At 68.4% G+C, this 21,694-nt stretch carries 22 protein-coding genes and 1 pseudogene; 18 read left to right on the top strand and 5 right to left on the bottom strand.

Features of this window, described 5'->3' with window-relative positions:
* Positions 1-363: 363 nt before the first annotated feature.
* Genes QH276_RS29540 through lexA form a run of 3 tightly spaced genes read left to right on the top strand, consistent with a single transcriptional unit; the run spans position 364 to position 2,222 of the window.
* Positions 364-1,338, top strand: coding sequence for a serine/threonine-protein kinase (locus QH276_RS29540; RefSeq protein WP_280399951.1), 975 nt, complete (start codon positions 364-366; stop codon positions 1,336-1,338).
* Positions 1,311-1,529, top strand: a complete 219-nt coding sequence (locus tag QH276_RS29545; RefSeq protein ID WP_280399952.1) for a hypothetical protein — start codon at positions 1,311-1,313, stop codon at positions 1,527-1,529. Before QH276_RS29540 ends, QH276_RS29545 begins: the two co-directional genes overlap by 28 nt.
* Before the next feature lie 48 nt (positions 1,530-1,577).
* Entirely contained in the window at positions 1,578-2,222 is a 645-nt protein-coding gene (gene lexA, locus QH276_RS29550; RefSeq protein ID WP_280399953.1) for a transcriptional repressor LexA, read from the top strand.
* 161 nt (positions 2,223-2,383) lie between these two features.
* Here the strand turns inward: lexA and QH276_RS29555 are convergent, their stop codons facing one another.
* The 3 genes from QH276_RS29555 to QH276_RS29565 all read right to left on the bottom strand — a co-directional run bounded on the left by QH276_RS29555 (position 2,384) and on the right by QH276_RS29565 (position 4,518).
* The gene (locus QH276_RS29555; protein ID WP_280399954.1) at positions 2,384-2,815 is read right to left on the bottom strand and encodes an SDR family NAD(P)-dependent oxidoreductase; all 432 of its coding nucleotides are present in this window, start codon (positions 2,813-2,815) and stop codon (positions 2,384-2,386) included.
* Positions 2,816-2,872: 57 nt separating this feature from the next.
* On the bottom strand, positions 2,873-3,412 hold the full coding sequence (locus QH276_RS29560; protein WP_280399955.1) for a hypothetical protein: 540 nt from the start codon (positions 3,410-3,412) through the stop codon (positions 2,873-2,875).
* A 380-nt stretch (positions 3,413-3,792) separates the two neighbouring features.
* Entirely contained in the window at positions 3,793-4,518 is a 726-nt protein-coding gene (locus QH276_RS29565; protein WP_280399956.1) for a hypothetical protein, read from the bottom strand.
* A gap of 2,705 nt (positions 4,519-7,223) precedes the next feature.
* Between QH276_RS29565 and QH276_RS29570 the strand changes: the two genes are divergently transcribed.
* Complete coding sequence (locus QH276_RS29570; RefSeq protein WP_280399957.1) at positions 7,224-8,225, top strand: NAD(P)-dependent alcohol dehydrogenase; 1,002 nt, start codon at positions 7,224-7,226, stop codon at positions 8,223-8,225.
* Between the two features lie 40 nt (positions 8,226-8,265).
* Positions 8,266-9,954: pseudogene (gene dhaL, locus QH276_RS35625) on the top strand (dihydroxyacetone kinase subunit DhaL).
* Positions 9,955-10,211: 257 nt separating this feature from the next.
* On the opposite strand, the gene QH276_RS29585 reads toward dhaL, so the two are convergent.
* Positions 10,212-10,442 carry a hypothetical protein gene (locus QH276_RS29585; protein WP_280399960.1) on the bottom strand — a complete coding sequence of 77 codons (231 nt, stop codon included), beginning with the start codon at positions 10,440-10,442 and terminating at the stop codon, positions 10,212-10,214.
* Between the two features lie 203 nt (positions 10,443-10,645).
* Here QH276_RS29585 and QH276_RS29590 point away from each other — a divergent pair, with 203 nt between their 5' ends.
* The 12 genes from QH276_RS29590 to QH276_RS29645 all read left to right on the top strand — a co-directional run bounded on the left by QH276_RS29590 (position 10,646) and on the right by QH276_RS29645 (position 20,127).
* Positions 10,646-11,212, top strand: a complete 567-nt coding sequence (locus QH276_RS29590; protein ID WP_280399961.1) for an RNA polymerase sigma factor — start codon at positions 10,646-10,648, stop codon at positions 11,210-11,212.
* On the top strand, positions 11,203-11,820 hold the full coding sequence (locus tag QH276_RS29595) for an Asp23/Gls24 family envelope stress response protein (protein ID WP_280399962.1): 618 nt from the start codon (positions 11,203-11,205) through the stop codon (positions 11,818-11,820). The genes QH276_RS29590 and QH276_RS29595 overlap by 10 nt, the downstream gene beginning before the upstream one ends.
* Positions 11,817-12,185, top strand: a complete 369-nt coding sequence (locus QH276_RS29600) for an Asp23/Gls24 family envelope stress response protein (protein ID WP_280399963.1) — start codon at positions 11,817-11,819, stop codon at positions 12,183-12,185. The genes QH276_RS29595 and QH276_RS29600 overlap by 4 nt, the downstream gene beginning before the upstream one ends.
* Complete coding sequence (locus QH276_RS29605) at positions 12,185-12,514, top strand: hypothetical protein (RefSeq protein WP_280399964.1); 330 nt, start codon at positions 12,185-12,187, stop codon at positions 12,512-12,514. The genes QH276_RS29600 and QH276_RS29605 overlap by 1 nt, the downstream gene beginning before the upstream one ends.
* Positions 12,515-12,578: 64 nt before the next feature.
* Positions 12,579-13,073, top strand: coding sequence for an Asp23/Gls24 family envelope stress response protein (locus QH276_RS29610; protein WP_280399965.1), 495 nt, complete (start codon positions 12,579-12,581; stop codon positions 13,071-13,073).
* A gap of 31 nt (positions 13,074-13,104) precedes the next feature.
* Positions 13,105-13,296, top strand: a complete 192-nt coding sequence (locus tag QH276_RS29615) for a hypothetical protein (RefSeq protein ID WP_280399966.1) — start codon at positions 13,105-13,107, stop codon at positions 13,294-13,296.
* Entirely contained in the window at positions 13,293-13,613 is a 321-nt protein-coding gene (locus QH276_RS29620) for an Asp23/Gls24 family envelope stress response protein (protein WP_280399967.1), read from the top strand. The genes QH276_RS29615 and QH276_RS29620 overlap by 4 nt, the downstream gene beginning before the upstream one ends.
* Positions 13,610-14,182: a DUF6286 domain-containing protein gene (locus QH276_RS29625; RefSeq protein ID WP_280399968.1), complete on the top strand. Its 573-nt coding sequence runs from the start codon at positions 13,610-13,612 to the stop codon at positions 14,180-14,182. Before QH276_RS29620 ends, QH276_RS29625 begins: the two co-directional genes overlap by 4 nt.
* Before the next feature lie 139 nt (positions 14,183-14,321).
* The gene (locus QH276_RS29630) at positions 14,322-14,897 is read left to right on the top strand and encodes an alkaline shock response membrane anchor protein AmaP (RefSeq protein ID WP_280399969.1); all 576 of its coding nucleotides are present in this window, start codon (positions 14,322-14,324) and stop codon (positions 14,895-14,897) included.
* Between the two features lie 65 nt (positions 14,898-14,962).
* Positions 14,963-16,324, top strand: coding sequence for a glucose-6-phosphate dehydrogenase (locus QH276_RS29635; protein WP_280399970.1), 1,362 nt, complete (start codon positions 14,963-14,965; stop codon positions 16,322-16,324).
* Between the two features lie 101 nt (positions 16,325-16,425).
* Positions 16,426-18,402: a neutral/alkaline ceramidase gene (locus QH276_RS29640; protein WP_280399971.1), complete on the top strand. Its 1,977-nt coding sequence runs from the start codon at positions 16,426-16,428 to the stop codon at positions 18,400-18,402.
* 465 nt (positions 18,403-18,867) lie between these two features.
* Positions 18,868-20,127 (top strand): cytochrome P450, encoded by a 1,260-nt coding sequence (locus QH276_RS29645; RefSeq protein WP_280399977.1) that lies wholly within the window; start codon positions 18,868-18,870, stop codon positions 20,125-20,127.
* Here the strand turns inward: QH276_RS29645 and QH276_RS29650 are convergent.
* Positions 20,124-20,447 (bottom strand): hypothetical protein, encoded by a 324-nt coding sequence (locus QH276_RS29650; protein ID WP_280399972.1) that lies wholly within the window; start codon positions 20,445-20,447, stop codon positions 20,124-20,126. The two genes, QH276_RS29645 and QH276_RS29650, sit on opposite strands and share 4 nt — an antisense overlap.
* A gap of 291 nt (positions 20,448-20,738) precedes the next feature.
* On the opposite strand from QH276_RS29650, the gene QH276_RS29655 reads away from it, so the two are divergent.
* A complete protein-coding gene (locus QH276_RS29655; RefSeq protein WP_280399973.1) occupies positions 20,739-21,365 on the top strand; it encodes an antibiotic biosynthesis monooxygenase family protein in 627 nt (208 codons plus the stop codon).
* Positions 21,366-21,694 lie beyond the last annotated feature (329 nt).

Consider the following 21,694-nt stretch of genomic DNA (forward strand, 5'->3'; position numbering starts at 1 on the left):
AGGGCCAGCAGGCGTACGTGTGGTCGGGAATCTTCGACGCCTGCGCGGCCGGGGGGGTTTTACCCGCGCGGGGGCGCCTCCACCCCGCGGGGTGCGGGCGACGGCGTCCGAAATCCTGTTGCTGCCCTGGTCGTCCACGAAACGGCCAGGGCAGCAACCGTTTCGGGACCGAACCGCCCGCACTGAGCGTCTGTTCGTCGGTACGATCGATTTCTCGGTCTCCCGCCCGGTGGACGTTTTCGACATGAACCCCTCACGATCCGGAGCTGTCCGGCAGCGCCGGGATCCGGATTGTGGGTTTGCCGACCCGAGCGGTATGCGCTGTGATCGAATTCGATATCGCGCACGGGGAGGTGCCGCACGTTGGCCACATTGAAACCGGGTTCGATGTTCGCCGGGTACACAATCGAACGCCTGCTCGGTGCCGGTGGCATGGGGGAGGTCTACGTCGCCCGGCATCCCCGGCTTCCTCGTTCCGACGCGGTCAAGGTGCTCGCCGCGCAGTTCACCGGTGACGACTCGTACCGGCGGCGCTTCGAACGCGAGGCCGATCTCGCCGCCTCGCTGTCGCATCCCGGAATCGTCAGCGTTCACGACCGCGGCGAGTTCGAGGGCCGGCTGTGGATCGCATTGGAGCTGATCGACGGCACCGATCTGTCGGCATTGCTCACCACCGCGCCAGATGGATTACCCGTCGCCGATGTGGTGCGGGCGATCACGGAGGTAGCCCACGCGCTCGACTATGCGGGGGCGCGCGGGTTGATCCACCGCGATGTGAAACCCGCGAATATTCTGCTCGCCGGCACCGGCCACTACCTACTGACCGACTTCGGGATCGCCCGCATGGGCCTGGAAACCTCCGATCTCACCGGAACCGGCGGGGCCGTCGGCACTGTCGCCTACGCCTCTCCGGAACAGATGCAGGGGCTTTCACTCGATCCCCGATCCGACCAATACTCGCTGGCTGCCACCGCTTTTCACCTCCTCACCGGCACACAGCCGTTCACCGGCCCCAACCAGGCCGCGGTGATCCTGGCTCATGCACAGCAGCCGGTACCCAGCGCGCGAGAGCGGCGGTCCGAGCTCGCGCCGTCCGTCGATGCGGTGTTCGGGCGGGCTATGGCGAAGACTCCGGAGCATCGCTTCGCCACCACCGAAGAATTCGCGACCGCTCTCGGCCGGGCTCTCACACCGACCGAATCGCACCTGGAACCACCGGCCGAACCCACCGACCGTTACGCGGACACAGTGGTCAACCCGGCGGCAGCCGAAGACGGGCCCCGTGACCCGGACTCGCCGCCGACGGTTTTGTGGACGCCTACACCGGTGAATACGTGATTCCCAACCACCTGACGGACAGCACCCCACTCGGCACCGACGGGAGCCGGATCGCGGTCGCCACCACGCCGGGCGAGAGATACTCGCTCGAAGTGTGGAGTGATGACGGTTTGCTCTGGAAAATCCCCAGTGAGTCGAGACCGATGTCGGTCGGCGGCAAAATCTACGTCGAGGGCCTGCGGATCTACTGAATCACCGCCCCCATACGGCCTCCGCGCGGGCAGCCATAGGATTCCCAGGTGACCGATTACGACCACCTCGACACCTCGACCCTGCCGCCCCGGCAACGGCGCATCCTGGCCGTCATCCAGGACTGGGTGGTTCACCACGGATATTCGCCGAGCACGCGGCAGATCGGCGACGCGGTGGGGTTGCGCTCGTCCTCCACGGTGTCCAAACATCTGAAAAGCCTGGAAGAGCGGGGATTTCTGCGCCGTGGCGACAGCGTCACCCGCCCGATGGACGTCCGGCGGTTCCTGCACGCAGCCGGATCACGGGAGAGCGAGACCGATGCGGTCGCGGTGCCGGTGGTCGGTGATATCGCGGCCGGCAGTCCCATCCTCGCCGAGGAGAACACCGGTGACGTCCTCACGCTGCCCCGCGAGCTCATCGGCCGCGGCACCTTGTTCGGCCTGCGGGTGCGCGGTGATTCGATGACCGAGGCCGCCATCTGCGACGGCGATATCGTGGTGGTCCGGCAGCAGCCCGATGCCCAGTCGGGCGAGATCGTCGCCGCCATGCTGGACGGCGAGGCGACGGTGAAGGTGTACCGCCGCCGCAACGGGCGTGTCCTGCTGGAGCCGCGCAACCCCGCCTACGAGGTCATCGACGGTGACCACGCGGTGGTGCTCGGCAAGGTCGTCTCGGTGATGCGGCGCCTCTGAGCCGTCGGACCCGGCCGTGCTATCGGCACCGGGCGCTCAGCGCGAGTGATCCAGGGCGACGGGTAGTTGCGTGGAGCCCGTGCAATGCCAGACCCTTCACGCGATACCGCGGGCCGGCCTGAGCGAGGTTCGGGAAGGCACGTAACAGTGCCGGAAACGCGCTACCGCTTTCCGACTTCCTGGGCGAGCACCTCGACGGTGTATCGGGCGGCCATCTTGCTGAAGCCGTACAGGCCGGCACCGGGGATCGGCAGGCAGGTGGTGCTGGAGCCGATGTAGATGATCCGTCCGTTGTCCTCGATATGCTTCGCGGCCTTCTGCAGGGTGAAGAACGCGCCTTTGGTGTTGATCGAGAACAGGCGGTCGAACTGCTCCTCTGTCACGTCGGCGAGGGGTTGATCGATCAGTTCGACGCCCGCGTTGGCGACGACGATATCGATTTTCCCGTAGGCGTCGATGGACTCCCCGAAGAGACGTTCGAGGGCCTGGACGTCGGAGACATCGGCCTGGACGGCCACGGCCTTCGATCCGAGGGCCCTCGCCGACACGAGTCGGCGAGGGCATCGCCGTGCCGAGATACGAACGCTACACACCTTCGCTCGGCACCACCGGGTTCATCGGCTGCGGACGTTATCGCCCGCAGCGCTCGATTACCGAGGCGGCAGGATCCCCTGGCCGTTCATCACCAGGCCGCCGTTGACAATGGCACCGATCAGGCAGCCGGGCAGGGCACCCAACACCAGGAAGATGAGCCCGACCAGGGCACCGATCCCACAGCCGACGGCCGCACCCAGGATGAGCGTGTCGTTACTGGCGATATCCTGCAGCGGCGTATCGTTCACGGCGGCTGCGGGGCGGTCGATGGTCAGGGAGGTTCCGGCCGCGTCCACTCGCGCACCGAGACGAACCTGCTGACCCGCGACCTGGTAAACCAGCGGTACCTCTTCCAGCACTGTGCCGTCGGCCGCGACAACCTCGACCGAATCCGCCGTAACCTCGAAGTTGCCCGACGTCAAGGTGGTGGTCGCGCTGGAGCGGTCGGACGACCACGCCATCGAGTACCCCACATTCCCGTCCACTTTCCCGGCTACCGGGTGCGCCATATTCGCCTCACCGTGTGCCGTACCGGCCATCACACCGACGGCCGCGGTGGAAAGCAACGCCGTTGCGGCGATTTTGGCGAATTTCATTGTGTTCGTCCTATCTGTGTGTTCGAAGTGGCGATCGATCATGGATGATGGCATATCCAGAAGAGTCCAATACCGAAATACCCTTCGCTGCTTGATGATTGCGCATGAGAACCCGCCCCGCAGATACCCGGGCCGGCCTGTGGTCCAGAGCTTTCTCGAACTCACGCCGACCGGCGTTGCCGTTGCGGCTCTTCAGGTCTGGGAACATTGCCGTCTTGTCGCGCGCTCGCGGCCCGCGCCACACACGTTGTCGGCGAATCCCGCAAAAGGATGGAATCGCTCCCACCGGGCTTGCGCGTCGGCGGGGAACCGCCGTGCCGGTGCGCGCGGCGCAACGCCCCCACGCCGCGCCGCGCTCTCGGCTGCGTGGATCCCGGACCCTACTGCCCCGAGTCGACCCCGCCGCCGGACTCGTCACCTGGTGCCTCAGGGCCGGCACCACCGGTGCTTCCCTCCACCGGCGCGGGCGGTTCGACACCGGGCGGACGTCGGAAGCCGGCGAACGCACCGAGTTCACCGATGTCGGCGGCCATCACATTCGCGACCGGCGTCAACTCTCCCTTGATGATGGCATCGACGATGCCACCCTCCGGATCGCCGTCCTTCCGCTGGACACGTAGCACCGCCGAGCCGTTGTCGAAGGTGATGAGATCGCCGCTGGCCAGCTCGTTCGGGTCGACCGGTGCCAAGGCCTGCGCGTCGAGCCACTCGGCCTCCGTACCGGCGTAGGCGGCTTTGCCGTCGGTACCGCCCTTGTTGCTGTATGCCGTTTCATAAGCGTGGGCGACACTCGGCCAGACCCGCTCGGTGACGCTGTCCGCGGTATGGGTGTACGGAACACGTCCGTCCTCGTCTCGCGCCTTCTGGCCCGCCGGAGCCATCGCCCGCGGTGCCTTCCCATCATCCTGCGGCCCGGGGCCCGCCGCTACCTCGCCCGGTGATGGCTGGGCCGGCGGTGGGGTCACGATCCGCGGAGTGGGCTGCTGGGCGGCAGGTGGAACTCCCCGCTGCGGGCCGGGATCCTCGTAGCGGTCGCGGTCGATTTCCCGGTCTCCATCGGCGTCGGTATCGGTGAGTCCGGGATCCTGGCTATTCGCCAGCATCATGGGTATCAGGAGACTGGAAGGATCGAATTGTTGCCCCCCGGCAGCCGGAAGCGCGGTTATCGCGCCCGTCCCCATGCTGCCCTGTGGCTGCGCGTTGCCGGGCGCACGAGGGATCTCCGCCGCCGAGTTGTCCGCCGAGTCGCTGTCCGAAGTACCACCCCCGTCGGAACCGAGTCCGGAATCGTTAGCGGTAGAACCGGTGGCAGCGAGTCCAGCGGAACCCGGGTCGGCCACAGCAGCCCGTGAACCGGAATGCGAGGCCCCGGCTTGGGAACTCGGTGCCGCAGCAGCCCGCGTATCCGTAGCCGCCGCAGCAACCTGCGAACCAGATCCCGAACCCGAATCCGCACTCGACGCCGAGTCCGCACCCGAACCCGCTGACTCCGCATTCGATTCCGCTGAGTCCGCACTCGAATCCGAGCCGTTACCCTCCACACCCGGGCTCGTGTCTTCCGCGCCCGGGCCCGTACCCTCCGGTCCCGGACTCGCACTCGGGTCCGAGTCCGAGTCCGAAAGAGCATCGACGGCGTAGACACCCGCTCCCACGGCGACGGCGCCTACGCCGACGCCGACGGCAATGGCGCCGACGTTCCGACCAGAGCCCGAGCCACTACCCGCTGCCGACCCCGACCCAGATCCTGCCGCCGACCCAGATCCTGCCCCCGCACCAGATCCTGCCCCCGAGCCGGAGCCGGAACCCACTCCCGACCCAGAACCCGCACCGGAACCCGATCCGACACCGGAACCACTACGAGAATCCGAACCCCTCCCGGAATCCCGGTCGTCCCGACGCCTGCCGGAATCCGGCTCGCCGTCACGCCTCCCGGCAACCGGCTCACTTCCACGCCTCCCGGCATCCGGATCAGCACCGCCACGGTGGCGGTCGGGAAGGCCCGGCTCGTGCACGACCAAGACTTCGTCCCGCCCTTCCCGCCTACTCGCCCCGTCCGTCTCCCTGGCCAGGCGGGCCTGTTCCTCGGCCTCTCTGGCCAGGCGTTCCTGCCGCTCCCGCTCCACGCGTGCCTGTTCCCGCGCCTCCTCGTCCAGGCGCCGCTGTCGCTCCTCCTCGAGGCGTGCCGCCTCTCTTTCCACGCGTGCCCGCTCTTCCACCACCGCCTGGGCGTGCGCCCGTTCCCGCGCCTTGTCCAGGCGTTCCTGTTCTTTCCTGACGTCGCTCTCCAGCCCTCGGATCTCTCGCTCCACCCGTTGCCGTTCGGTCGCCAGCTCTCCCGCCATCCAATGGGCGTTGCTCCGCGCCCCGGACAGATCCGGCAGCACCCTCGCTTCCGCGTCGCTGTATCGGCTTTCCAGGACATGCCAGCGCGGCTGGGCCGGCACACCGCTCGGGTCATCGGCGCGAGCCGGCGGGGTGTCGTCCCACTCCCTTTGCCGTTGTCTGCGCAGCTCGTCCCGTCGCGTCCTGAGTTCTTCCCGCCGTGTCCTCAGCTCCTCCAGGTCGCGCCTCCCCTCGTGCACCCTGTTCTGCGCCACTCGTAGTTCCGCGATGTCGCGTTCACTGTGGTTCGGCACCCAGGGATCCCGGCCCTCGGCCTCCCGACGGGCATTGATGCCGTTCAATTCATTCGTGAGGTCCGAATGTTCCCGCTCGGCCCGCTCGAGCCGCGACCTGAGCCTCCGCGACCCCGGGCGCTCCTCCAACCGCTGCGCGAGCGTCCATCGTCGTCGCTCCAGCTCACGTAGCTGATTCCGAAGCGTGAACTCTCGGGTGAAGTCGAGGATCGCCATGCGCGCCGGACTCGCGTCGGCCGGGTTCCAACCGTTACCGGATCCTGCTCGAAACGCGCCCGATCGTCGGCGTGCGTGAACGTATCGGCCCCGTCGCGCCCCCCGGCCGCGACGGCGCGTAGGGAATCCGACAGTCCCTCCCCGACGTCGTCGGTCGCACCGACCAGACGCCGGGCCGCCCGCTGAATCGCCCCCAGGCTGCTGACTATCGACACGAAGCCGCTCTCCGGCCAGAGCTGAATCGGCGGCGTTTCCACCCATGCGGACAACGCGGCGCAACGCCATGGCCCGCACCGGTTTCGTTCGATCCGGCTGCCGAACTCCGCATCGTCGCGCCATCGCACGAAACACGGTTCATATCAACACTTCCTGTACTGATACCGCTGTTTCCTGGTCGTGCCGGCACCGGCCAGGATGTCGAGCGCACCGCCGTGCTCGGCCGAGTGGTGTCGCGCGGCGCGATCCCACCTCGCCGTACGGTCGACCGACACAACTTTCCCCTGGTTGTCGATCGAACAATACTGACCGAATTCCCACCGGCCCCTCAGCGATGGGAATTCGAACCTGGTCGGCGGCCGGTTTCTCCGTCTGCGGCTGTCGAGCCCGGCGGCGTGGACAGAGCACGCCGGGGCAACGGGAGGTCGCGGATCGTCACCTGTGCCGAACTCGTCCTGCACGGGATGTTCACCTGAAAATGCCGCACAACCTGCGGATCAGTACTTGACTGACGGCGGATCCGGAGGAGACTGGAGATACACCGGAACCAACGGAGGGTGCGGCGCGTTCGACGGAGACGTCCGGAGAACGGCAGTCGAACTCCTCGGCGGTCCGGCCAGGCCCCCGGCAAGCCGGTCGGAAACCCGAACAGTCAGCGACGACTGAGGTCCGGGATTCCGATGGAGACTACCGGGGACTGCTCTGTGTTGGGGGGATCCGATCGAGGGGTTATCGATTCCGCTATGAACGGCACAATGACGGCCGCTGTCTGCACGCGTTACGGCGGCCCGGAAGTCGTCGAGATCAGCAACAACCACCCGATACCCGAGATCGGCTCCGGCGATCTACTCGTCGAGGTGCACGCGACGACGGTGAACCGCACGGACTGCGCCTACCGGGCCGCGCGCCCGCTGTTCATGCGGCTGCTGACCGGGCTGCGCACACCGCGCCATTCCGTCTGGGGCACCGAGTTCGCCGGACGCGTCGTCGCCACCGGGAGCGAGGTGAGCGAGTTCGCCGTCGACGACCGGGTGTTCGGGTACTGCGAGGGGAAGTTCGGGGCACACGCGCAGTACATCGCGGTCGCCGCCGATTCCGGGGTGGCCCGGATACCCGCCGGCGTGACCTACCCTGTGGCGGCGGCAGCCACCGAGGGCGCCCACTACGCGCTCTCGTTCGTCGAACGCGCGCAATTGGCCGATGCCGAGCGCGTCCTGGTGAACGGTGCGACCGGCGGCATCGGATCAGCGGCCGTGCAGATCCTGAAGAGTAGCGGTGTCGAGGTCACCGCGGTCTGCGGCGGCGACCACCTCGACCTGGTGCGCGGGCTGGGCGCCGACCGGGTGATCGACTACACCACAACGGATTTCACCGAGTCGGCGGGCGACTACGACGCCGTACTCGACGCTGTCGGCAAGAGCACCTTCCGCCGGTGCCGCCCGCTGCTGCGCCCCGGCGGTATCTATGCCTCCAGCGAACTCGGGCCCTGGTGCCAGAATCTCTTCCTCGCGTTGTGGACGAGGCGGCGCTCGGGCCCGAAGGTGGTGTTCCCGGCACCCCTCGAGGGGCGCGGCATCGTGCTCCGGATCGCCGGACTCCTGGAGAACGGGCAGTTCCGCCCGGTGATCGACCGCCACTACCCGCTGGACCGGATCGCCGAAGCGTACCGCTACGTGGAAACGGGGACGAAGATCGGCAACGTCGTGATCGACGTCGCCGCGGGCGGACCGCGCGGTACGAGCTGACCTAGTATCGGGCGACAGTCGATCGAAGGAGAACGACCGCGTGCGCCGACAGATTCGCAATCAGCCGGAGAACGCGCCCGAGGAGGCGCTCGAAGGGCTCGCCCTCACTCATCCCACGCTCATCGCCTACGACCGGGAACGCGGTATCGTCACCCGGGCCACCCCGGCGCGCGACAAGGTCGGCCTCGTCTCCGGCGGCGGATCCGGGCACGAACCGCTGCACGCCGGTTTCGTCGGCACCGGCATGCTCGACGTGGCCGTACCCGGCGCGGTGTTCGCCAGTCCGACGGCGCTGCAGGTACACGAGGGCACCGTGGCCGCCGATTCGGGGCGGGGCGTGGTGCAGATCGTGAAGAACTACACCGGTGATGTCATCAACTTCCGGATCGCCGGCGAACTGGCCGGTGACGACAATGCCGTCGCCACCGAAATGGTGCTGGTGGACGATGATCTGGCCACCCAGAGCGCCGATCCGGACGGACCGGGCCGCCGCGGCACCGCCGCCGTGCTGGCCGTCGAGAAGATCTGCGGCGCGAGCGCCGAAGCCGGTGCGGATCTGCCCGCGGTCGCGGAGTTCGGCCGCCGCGTCGCACGCAACGCCCGCAGTCTCGCGTTCGCGCTGAGCGCGGGCACCCATCCCGGTGACACCGCTCCGGCGTTCACCCTCGACGCCGGCGAGGTGGAACTGGGTGTGGGCATCCACGGTGAGCGCGGTACCGGCCGGGTGCCGTTCGCCGACGCCGATGCGCTGGTCTCGCTGCTGGTCGATCCGCTGGTCGCGGAGCTCGGGCTCAGCCGTGGCGCAGCGGTGATCGCGCTCGTCAACGGACTCGGCGGGGCATACCCGATCGAACTGTCCATCGCGGCGCGCGCCGTGCACCGGCAACTCGGCGGACGCGGGATCACCGTCGCCCGCTCGCTGGCCGGCAGCTATGTCACCTCGCTCGATATGGTCGGGGTCTCGCTCACCCTGTTGCCCGCCGATGCCGATCTGCTGCCGCTGTGGGACGCACCCGTGCGCACCCCCGCCCTCACCTGGTGAAGGAGCCCGACCATGACGAACGAGGCACTCCCCGCGGGATTCGGCCAGCGCTGGGTGGAGACGATGTTCGATGCCTTCCTCGACCGCACCGAAGCCCTCGCCGACCTGGACCGTCGCGCCGGTGACGGCGATTTCGGGGCCAATATCGCCGCCGCCCTGCGCCGCGCCCGGGCGAATATCGAGGCCGAAACACCCGAGTCGTACACGGCGTGGCTGACCGCGGTATCGCGCGGATTCCTCGGTACCGGCGGCACCAGCGGACCATTGTTCGGCATGTTCTTCCGCGAACTCGCCCGCTGCGCAGCTGGTTCCGAACCGACTCTGGCCGAGTTCTCGCAGGGCCTGAGCGCCGGGGTGGCCACGGTGCAGCGGTACGGCAATGCCCAGGTCGGGCACAAGACCATGGTCGACGCGCTCGCCCCGGCGGCGGAAACCCTCGCCGCACGCACCACCGGCTCGCCCGCCGAAGCACTCGCCGCCACGGCCGCCGCGGCGGTGGCGGGCGCGGCGGGCACCGTCTCGCTGGTGGCCAAACGCGGCCGGGCCAGCTATGTCGGCGAGGTGGCGCGCGGTGTTCTCGACCCGGGCGCGGCGGCCGCCGCCCTGATCCTGCAGGCCGCCGCGGCGGCCTGCGACGAGCACGGCGGTGCGATCGACACCGTATGGCTCGCCGACGCCGGCGCCTGATCGGTCCTGCCGCCGGCGGCGCATCTGTTCGGCCCGGCCACCGCGGGCGGTCGGCGCCACACCCGACGCGTCCGGTACCGGCGTTCGGCCGCGGTTCCTCGGCGATGTGTGCACCGGAATTCATCCGCAACGTGTGAGGCCGGGCCGCGCCCGCGGCCGTAGCGTTCGTCGCGTCCGTCCGAACGGGCCGTGCCGTGTTCGACCGACGCGAGGAGTGACGATGTCAGCGACCTTGTCCGTCCGCGGCGGCGGGACCGTTATCGTCCCGTGCGCAGAATTCTCGACACCGCCGCCAGGCCCACGGCGATACCGGCCGTGCCGACGAGCGTGGCCGCCGTCGAGCGGGTCAGCAGCGCGATTCCCGTGGCGAACAGCAAGCACATGGCCAGGGCCAGCAGTGCGGTCACCCATTCCATTCCGGCTATCCGGACGGTCCGGGTACGCCGGATCGCCGGCTGTTCGGGTCTCGGGACACTACGGGGATCCATGGGAAAAACCTTCCGTGTCGTTCCGTTGTGGAGGAGCGCTCGGTCATAACGACCCGATCGCTCGGTGAAGCGCACGGGGCATTCCCGGTGACAACGGTCACATGAGGTATCCGCCCTGGTCCGGGCCGTGGCACAGAATTCTTCGGCAACCGGCGTGACGATCCCCCGGCCGCGGTGTCCTACGGGTGAGCGGAGGAGGTGAGATGACCACGATCGACTCGGCACCGGAAGCCGGGCCCGACGACGCCACCCTGGTGAGCCGGGCGCGCGACGGTGATGTGCGCGCCTACGAGGTGCTGGTGGTGCGCTACCAGGCCCGGATGTTCCGGCTGGCGTCGAAGATGCTGGCCGATCGTGGCGAGGCCGAGGACGTGGTGCAGGAGGTTTTCCTGCACGCGTGGCGGCGCCTGTTCCAGCTCACCGACGACGGCGCGTTCGTCGGCTGGATGTACCGGATGACGACCAACCGTTGTCTCAACGTGATCCGCTCCCGGCGGCCACATACCGAACTCGACCCCGGTACCACCGAATCGGCGCGCGCGGACACCCAGCCCGAGCATGCGGTGCAGGTGAGCACGCAACTCGCGGCCTTGAACTCGGCACTGCAGGAACTGACCCCCGAACAGCGCGCATGCTGGCTGTTACGGGAAGTGGACGGGCTCGCCTACGAGGAGATCGCGTCGATCATCGGGGTGAGCGCCACCGCTGTCCGGGGCCGTATCGCGCGGGCGCGCGCCCAATTGTCCGAGGTGATGAAGCCATGGCGGTGAACGACACGACCGAACGCGACCACCTCCTGCCGTGCGGGCGGGACCTGGAACAGGTGTGGCAGCGGCTCGACGAGGACGACACCGGGCTCGCCGATACCCACGATCCCGCCTGCCCGCACTGCCGGGCTGCGCGGGAAAGCCTGCTGGCGTTGCGGGCCGCGACCCGGGAACTGATCGACGAACCCGACGAGCCCCCACCGGACCTGTTCGGCCGCATCATGTCCGCGGTCCGCGCCGACGCGCGGCGGGGCCGCATGCTCGATCTGGCGACCCCGCACGCCGGCGAAATCCAGGTGAGCGAGCAGGCGGTGGCGGCGATCGTGCGTTATGCCGCCGATTCCGTGGCCGGCGTCCGGGCGCGGAATTGCCGGGTGCGTCAGCTTCCGGCCGAGTCCGGTGTACCGGGACCCCTGGATGTGGAACTGACGATCGCGGTGCGGTTCGGGTCGGTGACATTGGACGATGTGCTGCCTGCCGTGCGGGCCAGGGTCGCCGCGGCGCTGCCCGACCACATCGGTACGACACTGCGCCGGCTCGATGTGCACGTGGGTGATTTCTACGACGAGACACCCGCGGCCGGGCCCGGCGGATCGGAGGACCCGAAATGACCGCTGACAAGGTGTCGATGATCGTGGCCCCGCCGGTGATCGCCGCGGTCGCCGCCCGCGCCGCCGAAGCGACGCCGGGTGTGGCCCGGCTGGAACCGGGAGTGCGCGGCCTGCTGGCGGTACTCACCCGCGCGGGCCGGCAGCGCTGGACCGAGGCCGATCCGGCGCCCACCGAAGGAGTCCGCGTACGGGTCACCGGTGCGGGGCTGACCGTGCACGTCGATATCGCTGTCCGGGCGGACGGACCGGCCGCCGAGGTCGGCCGTGCGGTCCAGGAACACGTCGCGCGGGAAGTGGGCGAACATACCGGACAGCAGGTGGACGCGGTCTGCGTGCACATCCTCGATATCGAACCGGAGTCGTGATGGCCGACGAGCAGATCATCGACCGGATCCTCGGCGCGCTGGAGAGCGTGCCCGGGTTACGGCCGGCCGCGCCCCTGCTGGGCGACAAGACCGCCTGGCCCTGGGATACCCGGTACTACGCCGTCGATCTCGGGGCGGAGGTGGTCGAGGTGCGCTTCGTCGCCACGGCCCTGCCACTGCCGCCGCTGCTGGAACGGGCGGGGGCGGCCATTCGTCCGGTGCTCACCGGCACCAGGTGGGAACAGGCCGGGCTACGGCTCGTGGTCACCGAACTCGATGCGGCGGCGGTCGCCGGGGAAGGAGCCGATCGGCTCGGCGCCGGCGCGTGACATCCGCGTACTTCCGGTGTCGAACAAGGTGAGGTCCAGCAATCCGACGAGATCAGGAGGAGAAATGACCGCTCCGACCAGTGACAAGAGCACCGCCGGCAACAACACCGGCGGCCGCGGCGCCGACAAGGCGCCGGAGAGCACGGCGCGCAAAGCCAACCCGCTGGTGACCGAACAGGGCACCACCACCATCGCCGATGTGGTGGTGGAGAAGGTCGCCGGGCTGGCGGCCCGCGAGCTCCGCGGGGTGCACGATCTGGGCGGCGGCACCGCCCGGGCGCTCGGCGCGTTACGAGAGCGGATCCCGGGTGCGTCGGCCAGTACCGGGCAGGGTGTCTCGGTGGAGGTGGGTGAGACGCAGGCCGCCGTCGATCTGCAGATCGTCGTCGAGTACGGGGTCGCGATCGCCGAGGTCGCCCGGTTGGTGCGGCGCAATGTGATCACCGCGATCGAGCAGATGACCGGGCTCGAGGTCGTCGAGGTGAATATCAACGTCAACGACGTCTACATCCCCGGCGACGACGACGAGGCCGAGACCGAGACCGGCCGGGTGCAATGAGCCCGGCCGCCGCAGCGGAGAGGAGTGCCCGGTGAACGCCACATCGATAGGGCTGGCCGTCGGCCTCGCGCTCGGTTTCGCCGCCGCCTTCGGCGGTTTCGGCGCGTTCCTGATCGTGCTCGTGTTCGCGGCCGCCGGGCTGCTGGCCGGCCGCTGGCTCGACGGTGAGCTGGACCTGGACGCGATGCTGCGGTCGGCGCAGCGGAACAGGAGCCGGCGATGACCGCGGTGAGCGCCGACCTACCGGGTGTGACCACGGTCAGCGGCCGGGCGGTCCGCCGGATCGCCGCCCGGGCCGCCCGCGAGGTCGACGGTGTCGCCGGGGCGGTCGAAGTCGCCGCCGACATCTCCGGCGACCGCACCTCGCTCGATATCCGGTTGCCGGTGCGCTATCCCGAGCCGGTGGGCCGGGTCACCGACGCCTGCCGTGCGCATCTGTTGCGCCGCACCGAGGAACTGACCGGGCTGGGCGTCACCCGGGTCGATATTGCGGTGACCGAACTGGCCGCCGAGGTGGCACCGGCGGGGAGAGTGCGATGATCCGCAGATCCCGGCGCACGGTCCCCGCGGTACTGGTCGCGCTGGCGGTGGCGGCCGGATGCGTCGCGGTGATCGTCTCGCTGGCGCAACGTTCGGCCGGTGTGCGCGAATATCTCTCCTACGACACGGTCGCGCGCGAACTGCACGCGACCACCTGGGGCGACCGGCAGGTCCTCGTGGCCGCCGTCGCGCTGCTCGTCGCCGGCGCGCTGCTGCTGCTGGCGGCGGTCCTGCCCGGCCGGGCCCGGATGCTGCCGGTGGAATCCGGAAACGGTATGGACGCCGGGGTGCCCGCCGGCGATCTGCGGGCGTTGCTACGCACCGCGGCGAAGACCGTGGACGGGGTGAACTCGGCGCACATCGCCCTGCGACGCGGCACGGTCCGGGCGGTCGTCGATACCGACTTCCACCGCGGGCACGCCGAGATCGCGGACGAGGTCTGCACCGTACTGAACAACCGGATCCAGGAGCTCGGGCGACCGGCGCGGCGCGTGCAAGTGCGGGTGAAGGGCCCGGAGAAGGTGTCGGGCGGAAAGCGGGCCGCCGAGTTCGCCGCGCAGACGCGGTGAACGGCGGGTCAGCGCAAGCCCGGCGCGGGATAACGGAATCCCGCGTCGGTCAGCCGGCCCGCCGGCCTGTTGGCCGCACCACCTCGTAGGGTGCCGGCGCCGTGTGGATTCGACTACGGAATGTGAACGGGAGTGTCCGATGGCATATGCGAACCGACCGGCGAGACTGAATCGCACACTGCTCGCGCTGCTCGGGGCCGCGCTGGTGGCCGCGGGCGCTCTCGTACTCGCCGCCTATTCCGGATGGCTGGGCTGGGTGGACCAGGGCACACCCGTGGTTCCGGGGACGGCGGCCCCGCCTGCCTGGGTGTTCTGGATCGTGATCGCCGGTGCCGCGATACTGGGCCTGCTGTGCCTGCGCTGGCTGCTGGCCCAGTTCTTCCGGATGCCGAAAGCGGTGGAGTGGCGGATGGAGGCCGACGGGTCGGCCGGACGGACGGTGTTGTCGTCGCGTACCGCGGCGTCGGCGCTGGCCGCCGATATCGAATCCTACGGCGAGGTGCGTGCCGCCGAGGCGTGGCTGGCGGGCCCCCGCACGACCCCCGAACTCCATCTGGTGGTCACCGCCGAGCCCGACGCCGATATCCCCCGGCTGCGCACGCGGATTCACGACGAGGCGGTAGCACGACTGTGCCGCGCTCTCGAGGTCGGGGAGCTGCCGGTGCGGCTGGAACTGGGTTTCGCCGACGCCGGGCAACGCGCGCGGTTGCGCTGATCCGTGACGGCGAGCCGTTCCACCACCAACGATCGCAGAGAGGCGGGACTGTGCAGGCGGCAACGATGATCCGGCGACTTGTCATCTTCGGCGGCACCGGCGACCTGGCCGGACGGTATCTCCTACCGGGTCTGGCCGCGCTCCACGAAAGCGGACGGCTCGGGGCGGATTTCGAGATCGTCTGCGCGGACCGGAAGGGCCGCGACCCCGACCGGTTCCGGGAATGGGCGCAGGATCAGCTCGAGCAGCACGCCCCGGGCACCGCGGCCCGCTCCCGGCGAGCGATCACCGACTCCGCGCGCTACCGGCGCGCCGATATCGGCGACCCGGCCCAGGTGGCCGAAACGATCGCCGGCGCGGGGCCGGTCGCCGTCTACCTGGCCCTGCCGCCCTCGTTGTTTCCCACGGCGATCCAGACGTTGCACACCGCGCATCTCCCGCCCGGCAGCCGCATCGTGCTGGAGAAACCGTTCGGCGAAGACCTCACCAGCGCGCAGGATCTCAACCGGCTGCTCGCGGATTTCGTCCCCGAACAGGCCGTTTTCCGGGTGGACCATTTCCTCGCCATGACTACCGTGCAGAACCTGCTCGGCAGCCGGCTGGCCAACCGCGTGCTCGAATCCCTGTGGAACAGCGCGCATATCGCCGAAGTCGAGATCATCTGGGACGAGACACTCACCCTCGAGGACCGTGCCGGATACTACGACGCCGTCGGCGCGCTCGAGGACATGGTGCAGAACCATCTCCTGCAACTGCTCTGCCTCATCGCCATGGAACCCCCGATCACCCTGTCCGAACGCGATCTGCGCGATCGTAAGGTCGACGTGCTGCGATCGATCCGCGCCCTGACCGACGACGAGATACCGCACCGCACCCGCCGAGCCCGGTACAGTGCCGGCACCATCGGTGAACGCCAGGTCCCTTCCTATATCGACGAACCCGGTGTCGACCCGCACCGGCGTACCGAAACCTTCGCCGAAGTCGAATTGGCGATCGACAACTGGCGCTGGGCCGGCACGAAGTTCGTCCTGCGCACCGGCAAGGCCCTCGGCGCCGACCGCAAAGAGGTCGCCGTCCATTTCCGGCCGGTCCCCCATATGCCCTTCGGCCACCACGGCACGACCGCACCGAACGTCTTGCGGTTCGGGCTGGACCCGGAAAACCTCACGCTCGGCCTCACCGTCGTAGGCGCCGCGGTGGATACGCTGGTCCCGCTCACCCTGACCGCACCGATCCAGCCACCCGACCTCCCCGCTTACGGACGGCTCCTGCTGGATGTACTCCTCGGCGATCCGGCGTTGTCGATTCGCGCGGACGAGGCGGAAGAAGCCTGGCGGGTGGTCACCCCCGTTATTTCGGCCTGGTCGCGTGATCTCGTACCGCTCGACGAGTATCCCGCGGGTTCCTCGGGTCCGGCGCAACCTTAGTCGCGCCAGGCGATCCCGGCATGGTCCTTGCTAGTTTGTCAGTGCGACAGATCCGGACCGCTGCCGCGAACCGAACCCACCAAAACAGAATGTAGAGGTCGATGCCGGACTCGAACTACTCGACCGATCGCCATCTGGTCGGACGTGCCATTGCCGACATCACCGGAGAAGCGGCCGAGGCCGGAATGCTCGGCTACGGCCGGGCCGAGCAGAAGACCACCGGAATACATCTGCGCCTGCGCGCCCGCGCGTTCGTTTTCGCCGACCCGCTCGTCGACCGGCGGGTCATGCTGATCGTGACCGACCTGCCGCTGATCTTCTCCAGCATCACCCAGGAGGTGTTGCGGCGCCTGGCCCGGCGATTCGGCGACACCTATACCGAGTCCAATGTGATGCTCACCGCGACGCATACCCATTGCGCGCCCGGCGGCTATTCACATCACCGGTTGTACAACGGCTCCACCGGGTTCCGTCCGCGGACCTTCGCCGCGATCGTGGACGGCATCGTCGAAGCGGCCGAGCGGGCCCACGAGGATCTCGGACCGGCCACCCTGCGCCTGGTCCACGGGGAGCTGCACGACGCCAGCGTCAATCGCTCCCGGGCGGCATTCGACCTCAATCCGCAGGAGGACAAGGAATTCTTCCCGGACGCCATCGACCCGCAGACGACCCTGCTGCGCATCGACCGCGACGGTGAACCGGTCGGCGCGATCAATTGGTTCGCCACCCACGGCACGTCCATGACCCACCGGAACACGCTGATCAGCGGCGATAACAAGGGCTACGCGGCCTACCACTGGGAGCACCTGGTCGAGGGGGTGAACTATCTGGCGGATCCGGACCCCGATTTCGTCGCCGCCTTCGCGCAGACCAACGCCGGTGATATGTCGCCCAATCTCGCCGGTAGTCCCGGCCACGGCCCGACCGGGGACGAGGTCGAGAACACCCGGATCATCGGCCTGCGCCAATACGAGGCCGCGGCGAAACTCGCCGCGGGGTACATGCCGCGTATGGCAGGCAGTATCGACTACCGCTTCCTGCACGTCGACCTGTCCGCGGTGACCGTGTCCGCGCAGTACACCGGAGACGGCCGTGAGCACCGCACCGGCCGGCCGGCGGGCGGTGCGGCCGCGTTCGCGGGTGCGGGTTTCGACGGGCCGACCGACTGGAAAACCTTCCACGAAGGCCGCAATCGCGGCTGGGATTTCCTGTCGCGGTGGGCGTACCGGTTCGCGCCCGCATTGCGAGATGCGCAGGCACCCAAGGCGATTGTCGCCCCGGGGGGACTGCTCAACCGGTTCAAGCCGTATATGCAGGAGATATTCCCCGTGCAGCTCGTCCAGATCGGGGAGCTGTATCTGCTCGGTATTCCGGGCGAGGTGACGATCACCGCCGGTTTGCGGTTGCGGCGGACGGTGGCGGCCGTCCTCGGCGCCGAGCTCGCCAATGTCCTGATCGCCGGATACAGCAATGCCTACATGCATTACGTGACAACTCCCGAGGAGTACACCGCACAGCGCTACGAGGGCGCGAGCACCCTGTTCGGCCGCTGGCAGCTACCGGCGCTACAACAGATCGCCGCCCAGCTCGCGACCGCGCTGCACGAGGACAGCCCTCTGCCCGCCGGAACCGCGGCACCGGATCTCTCGGAGCTGTGCCAACCCGCGAAAACCACCCCGGCCACCGACTTTCCGCCCGGCGGCAGGCAGTTCGGTGACGTACTCACCGAACCGGAGCCGGCCTATCGCGCCGGCGAGCAAGTGAGCGTCGAATTCGCCGGTGCACACCCCAACAACGACCTCCATCGCGCCAGCACCTATCTCATGGTGCAGCGGTACGACGGCGCGCGCTGGCGCATCATCGCCGACGACGGCGACTGGACGACCACCTTCGCCTGGGCGCCCGGCCCGGCGTCGAGTTCCCGCGTCACCATCGTCTGGCGCACATCCGCCGACACACCATCCGGCCTGTATCGGATCCGGTACTTCGGTGATGCCGCACAGCCCGGCGGGGATTGTGTACCCATCAGCGGGACCTCCGCCGAATTCCGGATCCACGACGGCACCGACGACGACTGAGCGCACCACCGGCGCGGCGGCGTACCACCGCGCGATGCGCTGCTCATAGCGGTCGATATCGTCCGGGTGCGCCGGGCGATAGGTCTCCGGGTGCAGCAACGCGGCCTGCGGCAGCCGCGGTTCGACCCGGGCGTTCTGCGCCGGATCGGGATAGCCCACGACCAGCCCGGCCACCGCGAACACCTCGGAGGCCGCGGCCAATTCCTCACACCCGCGGCGGCCGGGCCGCGCACCCGGGCGAGGTCGGCGGTCCACACCAATAGCAGCGTCGCCTGCCGGATCTGCTCCTGATCGCCCGCCGGCACGGCGAAACCGCCTGCCGGAGTTCGAATACGAATTGATCAATTCCGACCGGTCGGCTCATATCAGGCGTCTTCCTCGTTTATCCTCGCCTCGGCCGTTCCGGTGGCATCGGCAGAGCCGCGCCCGGATGCCACATCCGTCTGCACATATGGAGTGACACAGTTGATCTCGCCGCCGCCCGATGCTCAACCCACCACGCTTCCGCTCATTCACGGCTCACCACAGAACACCGACGGTCCCCGGGTTCCGTTCTACGCCGAAGAGATCGCCCAGGACCCCCACCACGCCTATCGCGAAATGCGCCGCCGGTACGGCGCGCTGGTGCCGGTCGATTTGGCTCCCGGGGTCCCGGCAACACTCGTCATCGGATATCACACCGCGCTGCGCATCCTCAACGATCCCGAGCATTTCCCGGCGGATTCCCGTATCTGGCAGCGCGATATCCCGCGTGATTGCCCGGTCCTCCCCCTGCTGGAATGGCGCCCGTCGGCTGTCCGGAATTCCGGGTACGTGCACGCCCGCTACCGGCAGGCGACCGTTGCCGGGGTGAGTGGGGTCGATCTGTTCTCGCTGCACAGCCGGGTGGAAAGGATCGCCGTACCACTCATCAACGCGTTCTGTGCCGCCGGTTCGGCGGAACTCGTCGGGCAGTACGCGTTTCCGCTGACCTTCGCGCTCATCAACGACATACTGGGCTGTCCGGCCGAGATCAGCCGACGCGCGGCGGCCGGCATGGCCACCATGATCGAGGGCTCGTCAGCGGCCGCGAGCGAAGGCAACGCCATGCTGGAACAGGCCATGGCCGATCTGGTGAGCCTGAAGAAGCAGCAACCCGACGCGGATATAGTCACCCGGATGGTGCAGGACCCGGCGAACCTCGACGACGAGGAGATGCTGCACAACGTCTACAGCTTCTACGGAGCGGGGATCGAACCGCTGCAGAATCTGATCATCAATTCGCTCCGTCTCATCCTCACCGACGAGCGATTCGCGGGCGGCGTCCTCGGCGGCAGCCTGTCGACCCGCGACGCCGTCGACGAGGTGCTGTTCACCGATCCCCCGGTCGCGAACTACGCGGTGTCCTTCCCCCGCCAGCCGGTACTGATCGAAGGTGTCTGGCTACCCGCACATCAGCCGGTGATGATCAGCATCGCCGCCTGCAACAACGATCCGGCGATCGATACCGGGGAGTACACCGACAACCGTGCCCACCTGGCCTGGAGCGTCGGAGCGCATACGTGCCCGGCGAAAGATGTGGCCTACCTGGTGGCGCAGGAGGCGATCGACCAACTGCTCGACGCGCTACCCGAACTACGCCTCGCCATACCGGCCGAAGAGCTCACCTGGCGGCCCGGCGCTTTCCAGCGTGCGCTGACCGCCCTGCCGGTGACATTTCCCCGATCCGCGCCGCTGACGATCTAGGCGGCCGCCCGCGCCGACCAACCGTAGAAGGTCGCCGAGGTGCCCGGCGCCACCACCGCGCTGGGCACCCCCGAGCAATCATCGGTCGCGTACACCAGGAAATCCCGCGTGCTGCGGTTCTCGAAATGGATATCGCGCGCGAACCCGCCGGCCCAGCACGCGTTCAGATCGCTCAATTCGAGCGTGTTGTCGACGATCACGACTTCCCGGCCATCCCCAGGACCGGCCGAACCGGTCGGGATCGCCGACGCGGCCGGTGCCGCGACGGAGACGGCGGCCACCGCGAGAGTGCTTGCCATAGCGATCTTTCCGAAGTTCATCGGTCGATGCTATAACGCGCGAACGACGGCCGAACAACGCGATCGACTCGCATGGAATCTCGGACCCGCGCCTGCTTACCGGTCCAGCAACCCGCACCCCGGCTTCGGGACCGGAACCGGGGCGGCGCAAGCTTCGGCTGTGCCGGCGGCTTCTGAGCAGAGCATCAGGGGCGCTTACAGCGGGATCGATATCGGTTATTTCCCAGCTATTGCTATGGCCGACGCGCCGGAGGAGGGTGGGGCATCGGTGGTGCCACCGGGGCGCTGCCCTGAGCACAACGGGAGTGAGCCGTGTACGCACGTTCTACAACAATTCAAGCGAAGCCCTCCGCGATAGACGCCGGGATCGCACATGTACGCGACCAGATCATGCCGGCCCTGGAGGCCATACCCGGTTGTATCGGGATGTCGTTGCTGGTCGACCGGGGGTCAGGTCGCTGCATCGCGACGACATCGTGGGAGTCCGAGGAGTCGATGCGCGAGAGCGCCGATCAGGTGCATGCGCTGCGTGACCACGCCGTCCAGCTGTTCGGTGCCGATTCGGGGCGGGTCGAGCAGTGGGAGGTCGGGGCCATGCACCGCGACCATCGCATACGCGAGGGCGCATGCGCCCAGATCACTTGGGCCGAGGCCACCGATCTCGGCCGGTTCGACGCAGCGGTCGAGACCTACAAGTCCATGGTGGCGTCCCATCTGGAACAGATGCCGGGATTCTGTAGCACCAGCTTGCTGATCGACCGAGCAACCGGACGCGGAGTCGCATGCGAGACGTTCGACAGCGCCGAAGCCATCGAACGAAACCGCGAACAACTCGAGGCCCTACGCCGCGAAGGTACCCGCCAAGCCGGCGTCACCGTGCTCGAAGTCGCCGATTTCGAGATCGCACTCGCTCATCTGCGCGTCCCCGAACTGGTCTGAGGGTGGAGGAAGCCAGATCCGTCACTACTCGGCCGGGGGCGTGACACAGTACGCGCTTGCCCACCGGCAATTTCGGTGCGCTCACGGCGGCCCCGACCCCACTTCGATACACCGACGCCACCTCGTCCGTACAGTAGCGCTCCACATCGACGATCGCGGCGAAAGGCCGTGGACTCCGAGTTTCCCGAAGCCCCACAAGAACTCTCGAATATGCTCGTACTCATCGTCGCGCGGCCATCCGGGTTCGGCCGGACGGAAAGTCGGCGCGGAAACTGTGGCATATTTTTGGTGAACCGCAGGAAAGAACAGCAGGTCAGGCCGACTATCTG

The organism is Nocardia carnea (genome assembly GCF_029869215.1).
GTDB lineage: Bacteria > Actinomycetota > Actinomycetes > Mycobacteriales > Mycobacteriaceae > Nocardia > Nocardia carnea_B.